This is a genomic window from Dolichospermum sp. FACHB-1091 (assembly GCF_014697585.1).
Lineage (GTDB): Bacteria > Cyanobacteriota > Cyanobacteriia > Cyanobacteriales > Nostocaceae > Dolichospermum.
In genome coordinates this window covers 19,333-36,677 of the sequence record NZ_JACJSB010000006.1, presented here as the reverse complement: position 1 = coordinate 36,677, position 17,345 = coordinate 19,333, and the positions used below count along the sequence as shown (strand labels likewise).

Below are 17,345 nucleotides of genomic sequence, written 5' to 3'. Positions count from 1 at the left end.
ATTTCCCTCCCCAGCTTTATAGCCTAATTTTACCCATAGTAGTAAATATCTCCCAATTTCCTCCTCTGAAATCAGGTATCTTGAGAAAAGATTTAAATTAAAAGTACAGTTCTTTCATCAAACAAAATTGTTAATTTTACTATCACTATACCTATTTACTAGCAATGCCACCTAAGATCACTAATTCTACCTCATGGCAGCAAGCTGAAATCTTGATGCAACCTGCTTTTATTCGTGTGATTGATAATATTCGTAAGCAGCTTGATACATCCAATTGGCAAGGTACTTACCAAGACGTACTGACCTGGCCTGCTAACACAAGTGATGAAACAAAGTCTTTAGTAACTGAGTTGGTGCGGGAAATGGAAACCGCAACACCAACACAAGTAGAGGAAATTAAAGAAACTCTTGCTAGTTTGCCAATGCCTTATCCAGGATATCATTTAGTTTTGCAAAATCAACAGGAACGGGTAAATATAGATTTATGGGATTTGTGTTATCAAATATGTTTTCTCAATTATAGTCCAGAGCGGGGGGCAGTTGATATTGATCCCAAGTTAATTGACGAATATGGTGATGTAGACTGGCAAAATTTAGAAAATAAAACTCAGCAGTTAGTTAAACAGCTATTCGCTAGTTTACCAGCCAACCCAGACTAAATTTAAGAGGTTGTTTGGAAAGTCCTTAGTTTACAGAAAAACCCCTCTGGTCAACATCTCCCCCACGGGGGGAGAGGCTTTGAAAAACCCATTACAGTCACAAAAGTTTTTCCTTTTACCCTCTCTTCCTCAGAAATATGGAAATCATAGTAAAATCAAATACTTGTATAGCTGGCTGTAATACTTATTAACTAGGACTGAGGAATTAAGCTGGTTGTTTTGGTGGTGCTATCCCAAACAATCCAGTTAATACTATTATCCAAATTATCGGCATTATTGGTAACTTTAAAATAGAACTTTTCTCCGTTCTTAAACTGGACAGCAAAATCAGCATTTTGGGCAAAAATAACTATAAAACCTCTATCCCGTAAACAATACATAGCCCAATTTTTTAAAGATTGTTTATGGGGTTCGTGGGGAATTGGTGGGTTAGTAATTACGTCGTTAAGAACTTTTAAAACTTTTTCCATGTTCGCATTTAATGAGGATCACAACGAATTTCAATCATAAACCCATCGGGGTCATAAAAATACAGCCCTCTACCTGTGGGACGGGAAACCGGACCATAAGCAATGACTAAATTATTATCTCTGATCACAGCAACAGCTTGATCAAATAATTCTGGAGCAATATCAAAGGCTAGATGATATGCTCTAGTAAAAGACTTACTGGGATCTGGATCTGGTGGTAATAATTCTGGTTCTGCAAATAAGTCTATAATTGTGCCGTCAGGAGTGATGAAATTAGCGACTTTACCAGCGTTAACAAGTTCTATTAATGTTTCTGGTATTTCGTCTCCTGTGAGTTCGTGTAAGCCTAAAATATGACCATAAAAATGGCGAGATGCTGCCATATTTTGGACGTTAAAAGCGATATGATGGACTTTGCGGAGGTAGCCATTGGGAATATTTTTTTGAGAAATCATCATCCCGAAATTTAGAATCTATGGATTTAAAATTATCTGCAAATCGAGAATAAAGCCTGGTAAAATGTCTTCACCAGAAAGTTTTGGTGGGTTGTCAAAATCAAAATTTAAAACTTCTACATCCTTTCCGTAACGATAAATTTCTACCAAGGGTGTTTGTGGATCAATTAACCAACCTAAAAGCGCCCCATTATTTTCATATTCTCGCATTTTAGTACGTAATTTTTCTAAACTATCCGTTTCTGATCGCAATTCCACCACAAAATCAGGACAAAGGGGGGGAAACCGTTTTTTTTCTTCTTGACTTAAAGCATCCCAACGTGCTAGTTTTACCCAAGCTGCATCAGGACAGCGATAAGCACCACTGGGTAGTTTAAATTCGGTGGAGGAGTCAAATACTTTACCTAATTTAGTTTGACGATTCCATAAACCTAAATCTGTACTTAAATTAGCATTTATAATTCCACTTTCTCCACCTGTGGGAGGCATAATAATTAATTCTCCGGTTTGGGTAAGTTCTAACTGACAGGGTTCGTTAGCAATGCAAAGTTGATAAAACTGCTCATCTGTTAAATTTACTGCGGGAGGTATGTTTAAAGTGAGGGTTTCCATAGGTTTTGCTTGAGGAGGCTAGTTTTATTATCAGATAAAATTCATGAAAATTCAGAAAAATTTAGGCTAGGCGCTAAAATTGACCCCAATGGTAAAAATGGCGAGATGCTGCCATATTTTGGATGTTAAAGGCGATATGATGGACTTTACGGAGGTAGCCATTGGGAATAGTATTTTTATTCATTTTTGAGAATTTAGGATTTTTTTATACTGTAATTATCACAAGATCATCCTACTTGACATTGGGCAATGAATACTATAGTATTCTAATATGAACAACAAAACTATTGATTTATTCGCCGGTGCCGGTGGCTTAACTACGGGCTTCCACTTAGCTGGTTTTGAAGCTTTGTGTGCCATTGATGCAAATAAAAAAGCCTTAGCTACTTATCAACATAACTACCCTAATACTAAAGTTATCCATGAAGATATTCGTGAAGTTAATCCCTCAGAACTTCGTCAAAATTTAGGCTTAGAGAGAGAACAATTAAAAGCAATAATTGGCGGACCTCCTTGTCAAGGTTTTTCCAAAAATATACCTGCTGAATATCGCTATATAGATGATCCTCGAAATCAATTATACAAAAGGTTTTTAGATTTTGTCAAAGAGTTTAGACCTCTTTATGTCATTATGGAAAATGTTCCAGAAATTTTGACAGCATATAAAGGTTTATTCAAGTATGAAATTACAAATCAACTAGAATTGCTAGGATATAAAGTTATATCATCATCTTTAAATGCTGCTAATTATGGAGTACCACAAACAAGAAGTAGAGCTTTTTTTATTGCTAGTTTAGAAAGTTTAATTTGCTTACCAGAACCTACACATAATGGTGATATTAAAATTGGTTATAAAAATAAGCAATCATATAAGGAATCATCTTATCAAACGAATCTACTAAAATCTGATCCTTTTCCAATCGTAACAGTTAAAGATGCAATTGGAGATCTACCAAAACTAAATGCAGGACAAAAATATGATGAAGATAGATATCCATCAGACCCACAAACAACTTATCAAGCTTTAATCCGACATAACAGCACAAGAATTACAAACCATATTGCTCGTGCTTTAAGCTCAATTCAAATGTCAAGAGTAAGGCTGTTAAAAGAAGGACAAGATGCCAGAGATTTACCACCAGAATTAGCACCTAAAAAACACTATAGTGGTGCTTATGGAAGGCTTTATTGGGATAAGCCGGCGAAGACAATTACAAGATGGGTTTTTCATCCTGGTTCTGGTAGATTTTTTCATCCCACAGAAGATAGAACCATTACAATACGTGAAGCTGCGAGACTTCATTCTTATCCAGATACTTTCCACTTTTTAGGAACATATACAGAAATGGCTTCTCAGATTGGTGAATCTGTACCTCCGTTATTAGCTAAAACAATTGCTGAGTGCATTATCTAAAGTTAATATTAGGAGTTTTGTGCTTGTAAAGCTGCAAGAATTGTTTTAACATAATTCTCAGGGTTAAGACGAGTTCTTTCAATATTTATCCTCACTGCTTCTGAAGGAATAATTCTAGCTTTAAACAGTTGTTTTTGATTCTTATACCAAACTAACTCAATTTTATCTCCTGCGCTACCCTGTAAACCCGCACCACTTTTACCTGTTTTCTTGTTTACCGTCCATGCCCAATTAAAAGTAGTTGGATCAAGTGGATACAAGGGATATTCACAATAAACGTATTCATTGCCTTTAATGGTTTTTAGTAGTATGCTTTCATAACTATTTTCAACTCCTTGTAATGACTGATTGGTTATCAATTTCTCATTCCAATGTTGAATAATAGCCGCACCTAGTTGTTCTGGAGGAGATAATTCTGTTAAACCAGGAAAACCAAGTTGATCAGCCTTACTAATAACATCTGCCCTTTGAATCACAAAGAAAAATGTACTACTAATTTTCAAGTTACTTAGTTGGAGAGATTTTAATGACCAACCCGTTTTAGTTAAAAAATTAACCGCATCATAAAGCAGTTTACTACGTCCTAAAGCTGGATCTGTCAGAGGAATATCTTTAACATAATGAAAAATAGCTTCCCAAGCATAATCTTCTATTGACCCAATAACTGGGGATGCAACAGTAGCAATAATAGCTTGTTTTAGCCTCTCAATCTCGTTTTCTGTCAACACTTAAAGATTCCTCTACAGCTTGCAAAAATTCACTCATTGTTACAGTTAAGGCGTTCGTGATATGACTCAGAACTCTTACGGATGGGCTTTTTAATCCTCGTTCTAGTTGGCTAATATAAGTTCTATGCAGACCCGTAATTTCTGCTAGATACTCTTGAGACCAACCTTTTTCTATACGACGACGTTGTATTTCTAGCCCTAAATTTTGGTCTAGTTTACTTGGTTGCATAGAAAGAGATTAAGGTATTGAATACAAAAGTTCTACAGACTAAAGTATTCAATTAGTCCAATTGCAAAATTCTCTGCTAGTGTTGTTGACACAAAAACAAAGTATCCCCAGCTTAACTGTAATTAATGAGGCAGTTTTTTGATTACCACTACTCTACCTTCTATATTCATCTCCACAATCACCAATTAATTGATATAAATCCCGCGAATGTTGAGAAACTGCATCTATTTTCCCGATATCTTCTGCATCTAAATTGAAACCAAACACCCTAGCATTATCTGATAAATGTTCTGCAATTCCCAATCTAGCGCCGACAATTACACCCCCCACTGCTGGCTGATTTAAAATGTAATTTACAGCCACATTAGCAATACTCACTTGATGTTTATCAGCAATGGTTTTTAAGGTATTTAGTAACTCTTGAAATAGTCCCCAACCACCCCAATTATCAATCATTTGTTTGTATTTTCTCAAGCTAGTGGTATTTATTTCTAAGCCTTTAGGTTCTGGTTTTTGCAAATACTTTTCTGATAACAAACCACCACAAACAGTACCATAGGTAAACAATTTAATATCATGTTCTTGACAAAAATTAACCATATTTACCTGTGGTCTTCTGTCAACTAAAGAAAACTGCACTTGATTAGAAACAATTTTGATTCCTGCTGCGGTAATAATTTGCAAATGTTCCGTATCAAAATTAGTTAAAGCTAAATGTTTGATTTTACCTTCTGTTTGCAATTCTACCATATATTTGAGAGCATCTAAATAATTATTATCTCGATATTCCCACCAGTGAAACTGCATTAAATCCAATGATTTAACATTCATTCTTCTCAAAGAGATATCAATATTTTCCTCAACCAATTTTTTCGTCATTTTCCCAGGACGAGGAACCCATTTTGTAAAAGCCTGAATATTATTTACAGCTTCCTCTCCACGAGTTGCGATTAATTGACGACGAAACTCACCAATAAAGTCCTCTGCTGGTCCATAATGGTCTGCTAAATCCCAAGTGGTAAAACCAGCATCAACATATTGAAACATGGAATCAATCGCAGTTTTGGGGTTAATGCGTCCATGTCCTCCCGAAACTTGCCACATTCCATTTAAAATTCGGCAAATTTTCAAATCCGGGGTAAATTGTAAATAGCTTTCTTGAGGTAAAATCATAGTTTTTATATTGTTATTTCCAGTTTTTTTCTGCTTGTTCCAAAACATAATTTGCAACTTGTTGAATTTCCGCTGCTGTCAATCTTTCTTTGTAAGCTGACATATTATTTTTACCATTGGTGACAATGGCTGTAATTGCTTCCAAAGAATCCATTTTATATCTTTTGAGTGCATTCTTCTTTAAACTTTTACCACGTCTAATGATGTTTTCTCCATGAATATGACAACCAGCACAATGGAAATCAAAAATTTCTGCACCTTGAGAAGTATTTAAGGCGTTAACTGGTGAAGTAGAATTAATTATCCACAAGCAAAAAGTGAATAATATCAATGTTACCATTTTTGTTACCATTTTTTTCATAAAGATGCAAAATCTCCTGTAAAACCGACAAATTTTGTACATTCTTCTGCAAAAGCCTCGGCTTCGCTGATATCTTCAATTTTATAAGACATAATGCGTTTTCCGTCGGGCATTTTTTTAGAACCCATTAATTCACCTTTGTAATTTTCTGCTATTTTCTTAAATTCCACACCAGAAAGTTTCCAAGCTTGATCATCACAAGTGATATTTACCTGCCACATAATTTAAAATTTATTTATTGATCAATATTAATTATTTCATAAATTGGCAACATTTAACTAAGAAATCTGGTGAATAAAATTCCCGGCTATACAGACAAAACCCACCTGGGTGGGTTAAAAAGTTGTCATTCCTGAGTCCGTGTAGGCGGATTTTGCTTGTGTAGTAGCGACTTTTAGTCGTTGAATATACTACCTTGAGATAGATATGATTTTCTATCTTTAGGGAGTGTTAATAACAAAAATATTTTACCATACTGAATATAAGTATTGCGTGATATCTTCATTAAATATAGCCATGAATAAGAACATTAAAGAACAAATTCAATTAGATCTACGTCAAGCTAAAGAAACAGGACAATTAAAGTCCGAACGCATTCGAGAAATTGTCAAATCTGCTGTTTCTCAAGTCGGTTCTGAATTTCAAGAAGGTTCTCATGAACTGAGTAATTTAGTTAATGATGCTGTTTCTACTGTCATTGATAATTTACAAGAGAAAAGCAGTGAAGTTAAGGAAGGGGTAGTAGCTTCAATTGAAGGTGCTATGGAAGCGATAAATCTGAAAAAACACTCAAATATTGTTCAAACTCAAGCAGAAATAAAGCAGCTACAAGCAAAATTAGATAAAGAAGAAGAAAAACTACAAACTGAAATTGAAGGAATTTTTACAAAGATAGTAGAAACAAGTCAAGATAAATCTGTTGATACCAAAATTGCTATTAATTCAGCAATTAATTCTATTAAAGATAGTGAAGAAGTGGGATTATTAAGAAAACGTTATGCACAATTACAAGCACAATTAGCAATTGTCCGAGCCAATTTATTTGCACGTTATAGCGGAAGTAATCAAGAAGTACAAGATTATTTGAATGAAGCAAAACAATGGTATGATAAATCCCATCCACAAGCTGAATCTATTACTTTACAAGTAAAGGAAAAATACTCACTGTTAGAACAGAAGTTAGCAGAAGCAGGTTCAGCAATAGCTAAACAAGAACGTCAATTAAAACAAACTTTGCGGGAGTTACTATTAGCAACGGCTGATTTATTTAAAGATAAAGATATTCGGGCTTAATATCCGCAATTTTGTTTTTTGAAAATTGTTTTTTGAAAATTTCTATATAAATGAGTAAATTAATTTTGATAATTTTTAATTTACTCATTATTTTTATTTATAACCTATTAACCTATTCTATTAAAGACTTGCAATTACAGTGATTTTTAGGTAAATAAACCACATTGTAAAGTCTCACGCCAAGGCGCAAAGTCGCAAAGGAAGAAAGGAATATAAAAACAAAAGTGTGGTACAAGTACATTAAAATATTATAATTAATTAAAATTAAAAAAATATCTTAATTCGTAACGCACCATTATGATTCTTATTAATTTCATATATTTAATATAAAAATATAAAAAAATATAAAGATAAAGGTGCGTTGATAACGCACCCTACAAAGTTAATAAGTACCTTCCTCTCTATTAATGTTTTCTTCATGCTTGACAATTACCCAAACCGCATGAATGCTACCAGGAAGCCAACCCAGGAGGGTAAGCAAAATATTAATTAACAAGGTTGGACCAAATCCAACTGTGAGGAAAACCCCCAAAGGGGGTAAAAATAAACCGAGAAGTATACGAAATATATTCATGGATATTTCCTAATTTTGAAATTGGGTTTATTGACTATCTTGTAATTGAAAACCTTTTTCTGCGAAGTATTTGCTGAGAAATGTATTCGCTAAAGACAGTATTACAGGACCGATAATAAAAGCAATAAATCCTTGAACTTGAAAACCTGGAACTAAAACTGATGCTAACCAAAAGCAAATTCCGTTGACAATTAAAGAAAAACCACCTAATGTAAGATATGTCAAAGGTAAGGATAAGATGTTAATAGTTGGTTTAATTCCACTATTAATTAAACCAATGACAATAGCAGCAATTAAAGCTGAGGGAAAGTTAGCAATATCTACTCCAGGAACAACTAAATCAACAATCAACAAACTTAAAGCTGTAGCGAGTGCGATGAAAAAATATCCTAACATTTTTTACCTCTATAACAGCAATATCAGTGCTAGTTACTATTTTTAAATATAGATTAATATTTGACATCTTTACTTAGGTATAATCTTGATCTATCTGAGGTTAGACAAAAAGAAAATATCGCCAACTTATTTAAAAAGCCGACTCAAGCCGGCTTAACAATTCTTATTGTGTTTTGTCTGTAAAATCAAACTAAGAGGTTGTTTGAAAAGTATGAAATTAACCCGATAATCTCCAGAAACCTAACCTCTTTTTCTCCTCACAGGAGCTTGTGTGTACACCGTAGCCTCTTAGGAGAGGGAAAAGGGATAACATTTAATACTTGAGAGGTCTGCCGGAGGGGTTTATTTATACATTAAAAACTTATAAAACATCCTCTAAGCTTCAACTGATACCATGCGTTTTTTAGCAAGATGGTTTCTACGGAGTTTCGCAGCGCCAAAACAAAAACCTAATATCGCTCCCCCCACAGCAGGATTAGGCTCAAAGGGAACAGGTGTAGGTGTCGCAGCAGTGAATTGTATTGTAGAGTTGGCGGAATCGGCATAAGCGAAAGTTGCCAAGTCAGTTAAGAGGTTATTAGAACCTTTATTCCCAGTTGTTCCCAAGAGTAACGCGTACGCAAACGGGGGGTTAATAGGATTGATAAACCCAGCATTAGCAAAGGTGATATTACCGTTGATAACGGTAAAAGCCAGACCACTACCATTAGTACTACTAAAAGAATAACCAGAACCGACTCCTTCACCACCGGGACTAGATGTAACCGTTGCTGTAATCCCTGATCCGGGGTTATCACCTTCCTCCAAACCAATTAATGTTCCTGTAACGAACCCGTTAGTACCTCCATCTGTATCCTGAAACGAAAAATTGAAACTAATAGCATGAGCAGGGGTAGCAGCTAGTAACACAGAAGCCGCAAATCCGCTTACAGCAAGGGTTTTAGCGATTATGGGGGGGGTAGAGATATTGATCTTGATCATGACAATTAAAAAGATATTTACACAACCTGCTACACAGTATCATGTTACGTGCTTAGTGTCAACTACTTTGAAGATTTTTTATTTAGAAAAAATACTGAAAAACCCCGACTCAAGAAGTCAGGGACTTGAAAATCAAAATTTCAATTCTTTAGTTTATATAAAATCAGTTTTAAGTTATCAAATTCCCTTTCTAAGATAGAAGCAACGACCAAAAATCGCCATAGATAAACACGACCTCATAGCAGCAATTAATATGACTCAAGTATCAGAATCTTTGGATTTGTCCACAGATAAAGCTCTAGATCGTGATTGTACAACATTATCCCGCCACGTTCTCCAACAATTACATAGTTTTGGACCCGATGCCCAGGATTTAAGTGCGCTGATGAATCGCATCGCTTTAGCGGGTAAATTAGTGGCTCGTCGTTTGAGTCGGGCTGGTTTAATGGAGGGGGTGCTAGGATTTACTGGAGAAGTCAACGTCCAGGGAGAATCTGTAAAAAAGATGGATGTTTACGCGAATGAAGTATTTATCTCTGTTTTCAAGCAAAGCGGCTTAGTTTGTCGTCTGGCTTCCGAGGAAATGGAAAAACCCTACTATATCCCGGAAAATTGCCCCATTGGTCGTTATACGCTACTTTATGACCCCATTGACGGCTCATCGAACACAGATAATAATCTCAGTTTAGGTTCTATCTTTGCCATTCGTCAACAGGAAGGAGCAGATATTGATGGTGAAGCTAAGGATTTGCTTACAAATGGCCGTAGACAATTAGCAGCGGGATATATTCTATATGGACCTAGCACTATGCTAGTGTATACCATAGGTACGGGAGTGCATTCCTTTATTCTTGATCCTAGTTTAGGTGAATTTATTCTCTGTGACGAGAATATTAAAATGCCCAATCATGCTGCGACCTATAGTGTTAATGATGGTAACTTCTGGCAATGGGATGAACCCTTTAGAGAATATATTCGTTATGTTCATCGTACAGAAGGATATAGTTCCCGTTACAGTGGGGCAATGGTGAGCGATATTCACAGAATATTATTACAGGGTGGGGTATTTCTGTACCCAGGAACATTACAAAAACCAGAAGGTAAATTACGTCTGTTGTATGAAACTGCTCCCTTAGCGTTTTTAATTGAACAAGCTGGGGGTAAAGCGACCACAGGAAAAATGGATATTTTAGATGTAGTTCCCAGCAAACTGCATCAACGGACACCTTTAATCATTGGTAGTAAAGAGGATGTAGAAAAAGTGATGTCTTTTATGCCAAAAAGTCATTAAAGTTACAGCATTTATTCCTATTCTCAAGTCCAGAGCTTAATGATAAAACTCTTGTGGTGCGGGCATCTTGCCCGCATAAAGTGTATCTCACTCTAGTTAAAAGTGCTGTAAATTAAGAAAATTATCGGTTGGGTAGAAAGAAGTGAAACCCAACATTCCCGCGAGTTGGGTTTTCTCAACCCATGCAGCCCTGACCAATAGAAGTCCCAGACGGGTAAATGAAGAGTTTAAACCCACACAGATAGATTATTTTTGTAGCACTTTTACTTAAAAACGGCTGTAACTCAAATTCTAGACTTTATACACCTGCGATCTTTCAAAATCCAAAATCCAAAATCTAAAATCCAAAATCCAAAATCCAAAATCCTATGGTGTCTGCGTCCTTTCTGTGTCACTCATGAACTCTTTAAAAGGTCAAGTCAAGCTATTCTCACCTATAGAGGAGATTGGGGAATTTAGGAACTTGCCCTTTACCTCTTGCAAAATCTAAAATCTAAAATCTAAAATCTAAAATCCTATGGTCAGTTTGCTAGAAAATCCATTGCGCGTTGGTCTACAACAGCAAGGGATGCCCGAACCACAAATTATCGTTATCTTTGGCGCTTCTGGAGATCTAACCTGGCGTAAGTTAGTACCGGCGCTGTACAAATTGCGGAGAGAAAGACGTATTCCGGCAGAAACCACCATTGTGGGTGTAGCGCGTCGAGAATGGAGTCATGAATACTTCCGTGAGCAAATGCAAAAAGGCATGGCAGAAGCTCACGCTAATGTGGAATTAGGTGAACTTTGGCAGGACTTTTCCCAAGGTTTATTTTACTGTCCTGGGAATATAGATGACCCCGCAGGATACCAAAAACTGAAAACCTTATTAGCTGAACTAGACGAGAAACGGGGAACAAGGGGAAACCGGATGTTTTACCTCTCTGTTGCCCCTAATTTCTTCCCTGAAGCCATTAAACAGCTAGGGTTAGCGGGAATGCTAGAAGACCCCGACAAACAGCGTTTAGTCATCGAAAAACCCTTTGGTCGTGATTTAGCCTCCGCTCAAAACCTCAACCAAGTAGTACAAAAGGTTTGTAAAGAAAACCAAGTTTATCGTCTTGACCACTATTTAGGGAAAGAAACAGTTCAGAACTTGCTGGTTTTCCGCTTTGCTAATGCCATTTTTGAACCTTTGTGGAATCGGCAATTTGTAGATCATGTGCAAATTACCGTCGCCGAAACCGTGGGAGTAGAAGACCGGGCAGGTTATTATGAAACTGCCGGCGCATTGCGGGATATGCTGCAAAATCACCTCATGCAGCTTTACTGTTTAACCGCTATGGAAGCGCCTAACTCCATGGATGCTGATAGTATCCGCACGGAAAAAGTTAAAGTGTTACAAGCGACTCGTTTGGCTGATGTTAATAATTTGTCAAAATCAGCAATTCGCGGACAATACAGCGCGGGTTGGATGAAAGGTCAACAGGTGGCAGGGTATCGAACTGAACCAGGTGTTAATCCTGAATCTACTACTCCCACCTATGTGGCCATGAAGTTTATGCTGGACAATTGGCGCTGGCAAGGTGTTCCTTTTTACTTGCGAACTGGTAAGCGGATGCCGAAAAAGGTGAGTGAAATTGCAATTCACTTCCGCGAAGTTCCTTCGAGAATGTTCTCCTCCGCTGCCCAACAAGTGAACGCCAACGTTTTGGCTATGCGAATACAACCCAATGAAGGTATTTCCCTCCGGTTTGATGTGAAAATGCCCGGTGGTGATTTCCGTACCCGTGCCGTAGATATGGATTTTAGCTACGGTTCTCTAGGTATTTCCGCTACTTCCGATGCCTATGATCGTCTCTTCCTTGATTGTATGATGGGCGACCAAACTTTGTTTACACGGGCGGACGAAGTAGAAGCGGCTTGGCAAGTAGTTACACCTGCCTTGTCTGTATGGGATTTACCAGGTAATCCTGCGAATATTCCCCAATATGAAGCCGGTACTTGGGAACCAGCAGAAGCCGAATTATTAATTAACCAAGACGGCCGCCGCTGGCGCAGACTTTAATTGGTCATTGGTCATTGGTCATTAGTCATTGGTTATTGGTCATTAGCAAAACAACTGACCACTGACAACCAACAACGGACAACTGACCACTGACCACTGATAAGCAACAACTAACAACTAAGACTATTAACTATGGTTTCTCAAGCACCTACGATTTTTTCTTTGCAAGCGCCCAAGGATGTTTCCCTCACAGAAATTGAGGTAGAACTGAATCAAGTTTGGCAAAGTTACGGTATTCAAGGGGAAGACGGTGGTTTACCCGCTGCTACCCGCGCCACAACATTTACTTTAGTAGTTTACGAACCAGAAGAAACTCAGTATTTGTTAACCGCCACCGGCTTTTATAATGGTCCAGTGGATGGTATTCTCGGACCTCAAACTAAAACGGCTTTGCAGGAAGTCCAGAAAAAGCACCATCTTCCAGAAACCGGTACTGCTACTCCAGAAACTCTGACTGCTTTACGGGCTGAATATTTCCAAAAGCAGCACACTGGACCAAATGGAGATAATCATGGTACGGCCATGGGGTATACTTTCAGTCCTACCAGTCCCACTATTGCTGACGAAATTGCTACCCGTAACCCTTGCCGGATTATTGCTTTATGTCCCATTGCCGGTGATGATGAAGGAGTAAAAGCACAAGTTTCTACCTATTGTCCCATTCAAAAGCAATCTTCCAGCACTCTTGTCTGTTGTGAGTACATTACCCTCACTGGTACTGCTACAGCTTTAGAACGCATTGGAGGCATGATTCCGGCTTTGTTAATTGGTGGTTTACCTAAGTTCCTCTGGTGGAAAACTACACCTGATGCCGCCAATCCTTTATTTAAGCGGTTAGCATCAGTATGTAATAATGTCATTGTTGACTCTTGTAACTTTAATACACCAGAAGATGATTTACTCAGCTTGCAACAATTGGTAGAATCTGGTATACCTCTAGCTGATTTGAATTGGCGACGTTTATCAGCATGGCAAGAATTAGCAGCAGAAGCTTATGACGCGCCTAACCGTCGTGCGGCCCTCAAGGAAATTGATCGTGTCAATATTGACTATGAAAAAGGTAATGCTGCTCAAGCATTATTATACTTAGGTTGGTTAGCTAGTCGCTTGGAATGGCGACCAGTTTCCTATAGACAGGAAAAGGGTGATTATGACATCACATACATTAATTTCCTCTCTCCAGACCAAAGACACATAGAGGCCGAGTTAGCAGGGGTTCCCATTGCTGATATTGGGGAAATTGTCGGTGATTTAATTGGTTTACGCTTGAGTTCTACTAATCCTCAAGCCAATTGTGGCACCGTAATTTGTTCAGAAACTGGTGGTTGTATGCGAATGGAAACCCATGGAGGCGCTCAGTCGGCTGGGTTGTTTCAACAGGTAAGTTCTCTTTCCGAACAAAAGGCCGAAGCTTTGTTAAGTCAACAGGTACAACGCTGGGGACGGGAAGCTTTGTTTGAGGAAAGTCTCACTCTCATTGGTAACACTATTAAGTTAGGGAAATAGCTAATGGGTAATGGGTAATGGGTAATACCATTACCCACCCCACTAAAGTAAATTTCTTTATTATTTAGTCACGGTTGGAGTTTCCAAATCCTGTTTCTCTGGTTTAGGATAAACAGTTACCCAGTCTAAATACCGAATTGGCGGAAATAACTCTACCCTCGCTATTGAAGCCGGGAGTTTCTTTAAATCTAGAGATTTAATTCTACCTATGGCTAAACCAGCCGGGAATTTCTGACTATAGGTAGATGTGGACACTAAATCACCTACTCTGGCATTAGGAACTTTTTCGTAAAATTCTAAGATCCCTTCTGCAGAAGAATCACCCTGTAAAATCCCTTTAGCTGAAGTCCGGCTGATAGTCACTCCCACTTGACTTTTTAAATCACTAACTAATAATACACGACTAGTATTATTAGTCACACTTTCTACCAAACCTACTAATCCACCATCAGCTTTAACAATAGAACCTTCTTGAATACCCGATGTTGTCCCCCGATTTAAAATCACTTGTTGCCACCAGTTATCAGCACTACGTCCCACCACCCGTGCTATAATCGGCTTTTGCAGCATGGATTCTCTCTCTGTATAACCCAATAAATTTTTTAATTTTTGATTTTGGCTTTCCAGATCAACTATGCGGGTTTGTAACTCTAAAAATCTCGCATTCTGAATACTTTGCTCAGGAATAACTCCTGACTGTAACCTCTGTAAAGGACTGGTTATTCCTTGATAAATTTCGCGTAACAATGCACCTTTTGTTTCTCTCAGAGTCCAAGCACCACTTATAACTAGAATCAATAACCCTACTTGTAATCCCTTGTATTCCCACCAGCGTCTTACAGTTAACATAACATATCCGTATATATTTCTATAAATTATTTAAAAGTAAATTACTCAAAATTCGCAGGAATATGGCTCACTCGACTCTCGGTGTTCCCTATGCCAAAATTCTGTTAGTAATTCTGCCAATAGTGTATAATTTTTGTCAAAAAAAGGATTCTATAGTTAAATAGTTGTTAATAAATACAGAACCCAGTATTTCTAACTAACTGATTTTTGCTACATATTGCGAGAACGTCCGCTGAATACTCTCTCCAACTGCTTGAAGTTTTCTAATACACGACCTGTTCCCAAAACTACACAGCATAGAGGATCTGCCGCTATGTGGGTAACAATACCTGTCTCATGACTAATTAAAGTATCTAGTCCTTTGAGTAATGCGCCACCGCCCGCTAACATGATACCACGATCAATAATGTCTGCCGCCAGTTCTGGCGGTGTGCGTTCTAGTGTGCGTCTCACTGCTTCTATAATTACTGCCAGTGGCTCTACCATGCTTTCCCGAATTTCAGCACCTTTGATGGTGACAGTCCTGGGTAAGCCAGAAAGCAAATGCAGTCCACGGACTTCCATTATTTTATCATTATCATCTTCGGTTGGATAGGCAGAACCAATCTTAATTTTAATGTCCTCAGCAGTACGTTCACCAATTACCAGATTATGAATTTTCTTCATATAATGAATAATTGCTTCCGTTAGTTCATCTCCTGCAATGCGTACTGACTCGCTAATTACTGTCCCTTGCAGACTTAATACCGCTACTTCTGTTGTTCCACCCCCAATATCAATAATCATATTACCAGTGGGTTCGGCAACTGGTAGTCCAGCACCAATGGCTGCTGCGACTGGTTCATCAATTAAATATACTTCTCTGGCACCAGCTTGAGTAGCTGCATCCATTACGGCTCGTCTTTCTACTCCTGTGACACCACTAGGAATACCAATCACAATGCGGGGTAACATTAGGGATCTACCTTCATTTACCCGCTGAATAAAGCTTTTTAGCATCAATTCTGCCGTATCAAAATCAGCAATCACACCGTCACGCAGGGGACGCAAAGCCACTACATTACCTGGTGTCCGACCGAGCATTTTTTTTGCTTCCTCTCCCACTGCCAGCGCCACTTTTAAATTTTGATCAATGGCAACTACGGAAGGTTCTTGCAGGACAATTCCTTTACCTGATACATAAACTAGGGTATTGGCTGTACCGAGGTCGATACCCATATCCCATGATGGACGAAAATTCCTGAAAAGACCCACGCGTCTGTGTTCCCCCTATTTATGCTAATTGTGACTATCAAGATAAGAGTTAATAATGATGGATTACATGATGTTTGTTTGCCTGATTCTAGTAAACTAGACTATTTTTTTATCTAGTTTTTGTCAATCTTGATTTTAGTTTCAGGACTGTTGTGTTCTATTTTTTGAATATCACTCGGTACAACCGGATAACTTTTTTAATGCCAATTATTTTTTGAATGTTTTGATAGACTTAATTATCATAATTGTAACAGATTTTCAATAATTTTACAATTAAACCCCATCTAGTTTGAAACCCACAGTTTTTTGTGATAGCAATTTCCATTCGAGTGAGGTACAAGAAGTAAGAATTAAACCCAGATCAATACAGATGATTTTGTACCTAATTAGACAGGGATTTTTTATAATCCTTATTAGTTCCCTGTTCCAGGCTGGAAAAACTCCAGTTTTCAACTCGGACGAGGTTTAGTTATTTTAGAGTTATTATAGTTAATATACAGCGGATTTCATCAAATGATGGGGTACACTTTTAGCGGGTAAGATGCCCGCACCACAAGATTTTTATGATTAATGTCTGTACCCGATCATCTCATAATATCGGAAACTGCTGTATGATGAATCATAAAATACAAATGTACCAAAAGTAAAAGCTATGAGCATTAATGTTGTTACCCTTGTTGGTCGTGTAGGTGGTGACCCAGATATGAAGTATTTTGAGTCGGGTACAGTTAAATGTAGATTGACTTTAGCAGTAAATAGAAGATCCCGTAACAACGATAAGCCAGATTGGTTTAATCTAGAACTCTGGGGAAAAACTGCGGAAGTTGCCGGTAATTATGTCCGTAAAGGTAGCTTGATTGGGGTTAAAGGTTCTTTGAAATTTGATTCCTGGAGCGATCGCCAAACCGGAGTCAATCGTTCTAGTCCAATTATTCATGTAGAACAACTAGAGTTACTCGGTTCTAAACGTGATACTGAAGCTGGTATGTCTGATATGTCTCCAGATAATTTTTAATCTACTTTTAATCCACAGGATTTACGCAAATGCGTAAG

The 17,345-nt window shown here is 37.7% G+C and carries 20 protein-coding genes; 7 read left to right on the top strand and 13 right to left on the bottom strand.

All coding sequences use genetic code 11. The annotated features are described in order from the left end of the window. Window positions 1-164: 164 nt before the first annotated feature. Window positions 165-659 carry a hypothetical protein gene (locus tag H6G25_RS05435; protein WP_190391598.1) on the top strand — a complete coding sequence of 165 codons (495 nt, stop codon included), beginning with the start codon at window positions 165-167 and terminating at the stop codon, window positions 657-659. A gap of 191 nt (window positions 660-850) precedes the next feature. On the opposite strand, the gene H6G25_RS05430 is transcribed toward H6G25_RS05435, so the two are convergent. Genes H6G25_RS05430 through H6G25_RS05420 form a run of 3 tightly spaced genes read right to left on the bottom strand, consistent with a single transcriptional unit; the run spans window position 851 to window position 2,196 of the window. Next, the gene (locus H6G25_RS05430) at window positions 851-1,129 is read right to left on the bottom strand and encodes a hypothetical protein (RefSeq protein WP_028084785.1); all 279 of its coding nucleotides are present in this window, start codon (window positions 1,127-1,129) and stop codon (window positions 851-853) included. Between the two features lie 8 nt (window positions 1,130-1,137). Further along, a complete protein-coding gene (locus H6G25_RS05425; RefSeq protein WP_190391597.1) occupies window positions 1,138-1,587 on the bottom strand; it encodes a VOC family protein in 450 nt (149 codons plus the stop codon). Window positions 1,588-1,602: 15 nt separating this feature from the next. Further along, window positions 1,603-2,196 (bottom strand): Uma2 family endonuclease, encoded by a 594-nt coding sequence (locus tag H6G25_RS05420; RefSeq protein ID WP_190391596.1) that lies wholly within the window; start codon window positions 2,194-2,196, stop codon window positions 1,603-1,605. A 271-nt stretch (window positions 2,197-2,467) separates the two neighbouring features. Between H6G25_RS05420 and H6G25_RS05410 the strand changes: the two genes are divergently transcribed. Further along, window positions 2,468-3,610, top strand: coding sequence for a DNA cytosine methyltransferase (locus H6G25_RS05410; RefSeq protein WP_190391595.1), 1,143 nt, complete (start codon window positions 2,468-2,470; stop codon window positions 3,608-3,610). Window positions 3,611-3,618: 8 nt separating this feature from the next. Here the strand turns inward: H6G25_RS05410 and H6G25_RS05405 are convergent, their stop codons facing one another. From H6G25_RS05405 to H6G25_RS05385, 5 genes are all read right to left on the bottom strand, one after another. Then, complete coding sequence (locus H6G25_RS05405; RefSeq protein WP_168360465.1) at window positions 3,619-4,338, bottom strand: hypothetical protein; 720 nt, start codon at window positions 4,336-4,338, stop codon at window positions 3,619-3,621. Next, window positions 4,316-4,567, bottom strand: coding sequence for a helix-turn-helix transcriptional regulator (locus tag H6G25_RS05400; protein WP_168360464.1), 252 nt, complete (start codon window positions 4,565-4,567; stop codon window positions 4,316-4,318). Before H6G25_RS05400 ends, H6G25_RS05405 begins: the two co-directional genes overlap by 23 nt. Before the next feature lie 153 nt (window positions 4,568-4,720). Continuing rightward, window positions 4,721-5,740, bottom strand: coding sequence for an aldo/keto reductase (locus H6G25_RS05395; RefSeq protein WP_190391594.1), 1,020 nt, complete (start codon window positions 5,738-5,740; stop codon window positions 4,721-4,723). Between the two features lie 13 nt (window positions 5,741-5,753). Then, window positions 5,754-6,080 carry a cytochrome c6 PetJ gene (gene petJ / locus H6G25_RS05390; RefSeq protein WP_190391593.1) on the bottom strand — a complete coding sequence of 109 codons (327 nt, stop codon included), beginning with the start codon at window positions 6,078-6,080 and terminating at the stop codon, window positions 5,754-5,756. A gap of 17 nt (window positions 6,081-6,097) precedes the next feature. After that, a complete protein-coding gene (locus H6G25_RS05385; protein WP_137908120.1) occupies window positions 6,098-6,322 on the bottom strand; it encodes a hypothetical protein in 225 nt (74 codons plus the stop codon). A 295-nt stretch (window positions 6,323-6,617) separates the two neighbouring features. Between H6G25_RS05385 and H6G25_RS05380 the strand changes: the two genes are divergently transcribed. Then, window positions 6,618-7,394, top strand: coding sequence for a histidine kinase (locus tag H6G25_RS05380; protein WP_190391592.1), 777 nt, complete (start codon window positions 6,618-6,620; stop codon window positions 7,392-7,394). A gap of 382 nt (window positions 7,395-7,776) precedes the next feature. Here H6G25_RS05380 and H6G25_RS05375 read toward each other — a convergent pair whose 3' ends face one another. The 3 genes from H6G25_RS05375 to H6G25_RS05365 all read right to left on the bottom strand — a co-directional run bounded on the left by H6G25_RS05375 (window position 7,777) and on the right by H6G25_RS05365 (window position 9,345). Next, on the bottom strand, window positions 7,777-7,968 hold the full coding sequence (locus tag H6G25_RS05375; protein WP_190391591.1) for a YqaE/Pmp3 family membrane protein: 192 nt from the start codon (window positions 7,966-7,968) through the stop codon (window positions 7,777-7,779). Between the two features lie 27 nt (window positions 7,969-7,995). Continuing rightward, window positions 7,996-8,364, bottom strand: a complete 369-nt coding sequence (locus tag H6G25_RS05370) for a phage holin family protein (RefSeq protein ID WP_190391590.1) — start codon at window positions 8,362-8,364, stop codon at window positions 7,996-7,998. Between the two features lie 375 nt (window positions 8,365-8,739). Then, window positions 8,740-9,345, bottom strand: coding sequence for a hypothetical protein (locus H6G25_RS05365; RefSeq protein ID WP_190391589.1), 606 nt, complete (start codon window positions 9,343-9,345; stop codon window positions 8,740-8,742). A 253-nt stretch (window positions 9,346-9,598) separates the two neighbouring features. Between H6G25_RS05365 and fbp the strand changes: the two genes are divergently transcribed. From fbp to opcA, 3 genes are all read left to right on the top strand, one after another. Next, window positions 9,599-10,636 carry a class 1 fructose-bisphosphatase gene (fbp, locus tag H6G25_RS05360; protein WP_190391588.1) on the top strand — a complete coding sequence of 346 codons (1,038 nt, stop codon included), beginning with the start codon at window positions 9,599-9,601 and terminating at the stop codon, window positions 10,634-10,636. 517 nt (window positions 10,637-11,153) lie between these two features. Beyond that, the gene (gene zwf / locus H6G25_RS05355) at window positions 11,154-12,683 is read left to right on the top strand and encodes a glucose-6-phosphate dehydrogenase (protein WP_190391587.1); all 1,530 of its coding nucleotides are present in this window, start codon (window positions 11,154-11,156) and stop codon (window positions 12,681-12,683) included. A gap of 132 nt (window positions 12,684-12,815) precedes the next feature. Further along, entirely contained in the window at window positions 12,816-14,189 is a 1,374-nt protein-coding gene (opcA, locus tag H6G25_RS05350; RefSeq protein WP_190391586.1) for a glucose-6-phosphate dehydrogenase assembly protein OpcA, read from the top strand. A gap of 60 nt (window positions 14,190-14,249) precedes the next feature. On the opposite strand, the gene mreC is transcribed toward opcA, so the two are convergent. Then, entirely contained in the window at window positions 14,250-15,038 is a 789-nt protein-coding gene (gene mreC, locus H6G25_RS05345) for a rod shape-determining protein MreC (RefSeq protein ID WP_190391585.1), read from the bottom strand. 210 nt (window positions 15,039-15,248) lie between these two features. Next, on the bottom strand, window positions 15,249-16,256 hold the full coding sequence (locus tag H6G25_RS05340) for a rod shape-determining protein (RefSeq protein ID WP_190391584.1): 1,008 nt from the start codon (window positions 16,254-16,256) through the stop codon (window positions 15,249-15,251). 688 nt (window positions 16,257-16,944) lie between these two features. Between H6G25_RS05340 and H6G25_RS05335 the strand changes: the two genes are divergently transcribed. Beyond that, entirely contained in the window at window positions 16,945-17,307 is a 363-nt protein-coding gene (locus H6G25_RS05335; RefSeq protein ID WP_190391583.1) for a single-stranded DNA-binding protein, read from the top strand. Window positions 17,308-17,345: the final 38 nt, after the last annotated feature.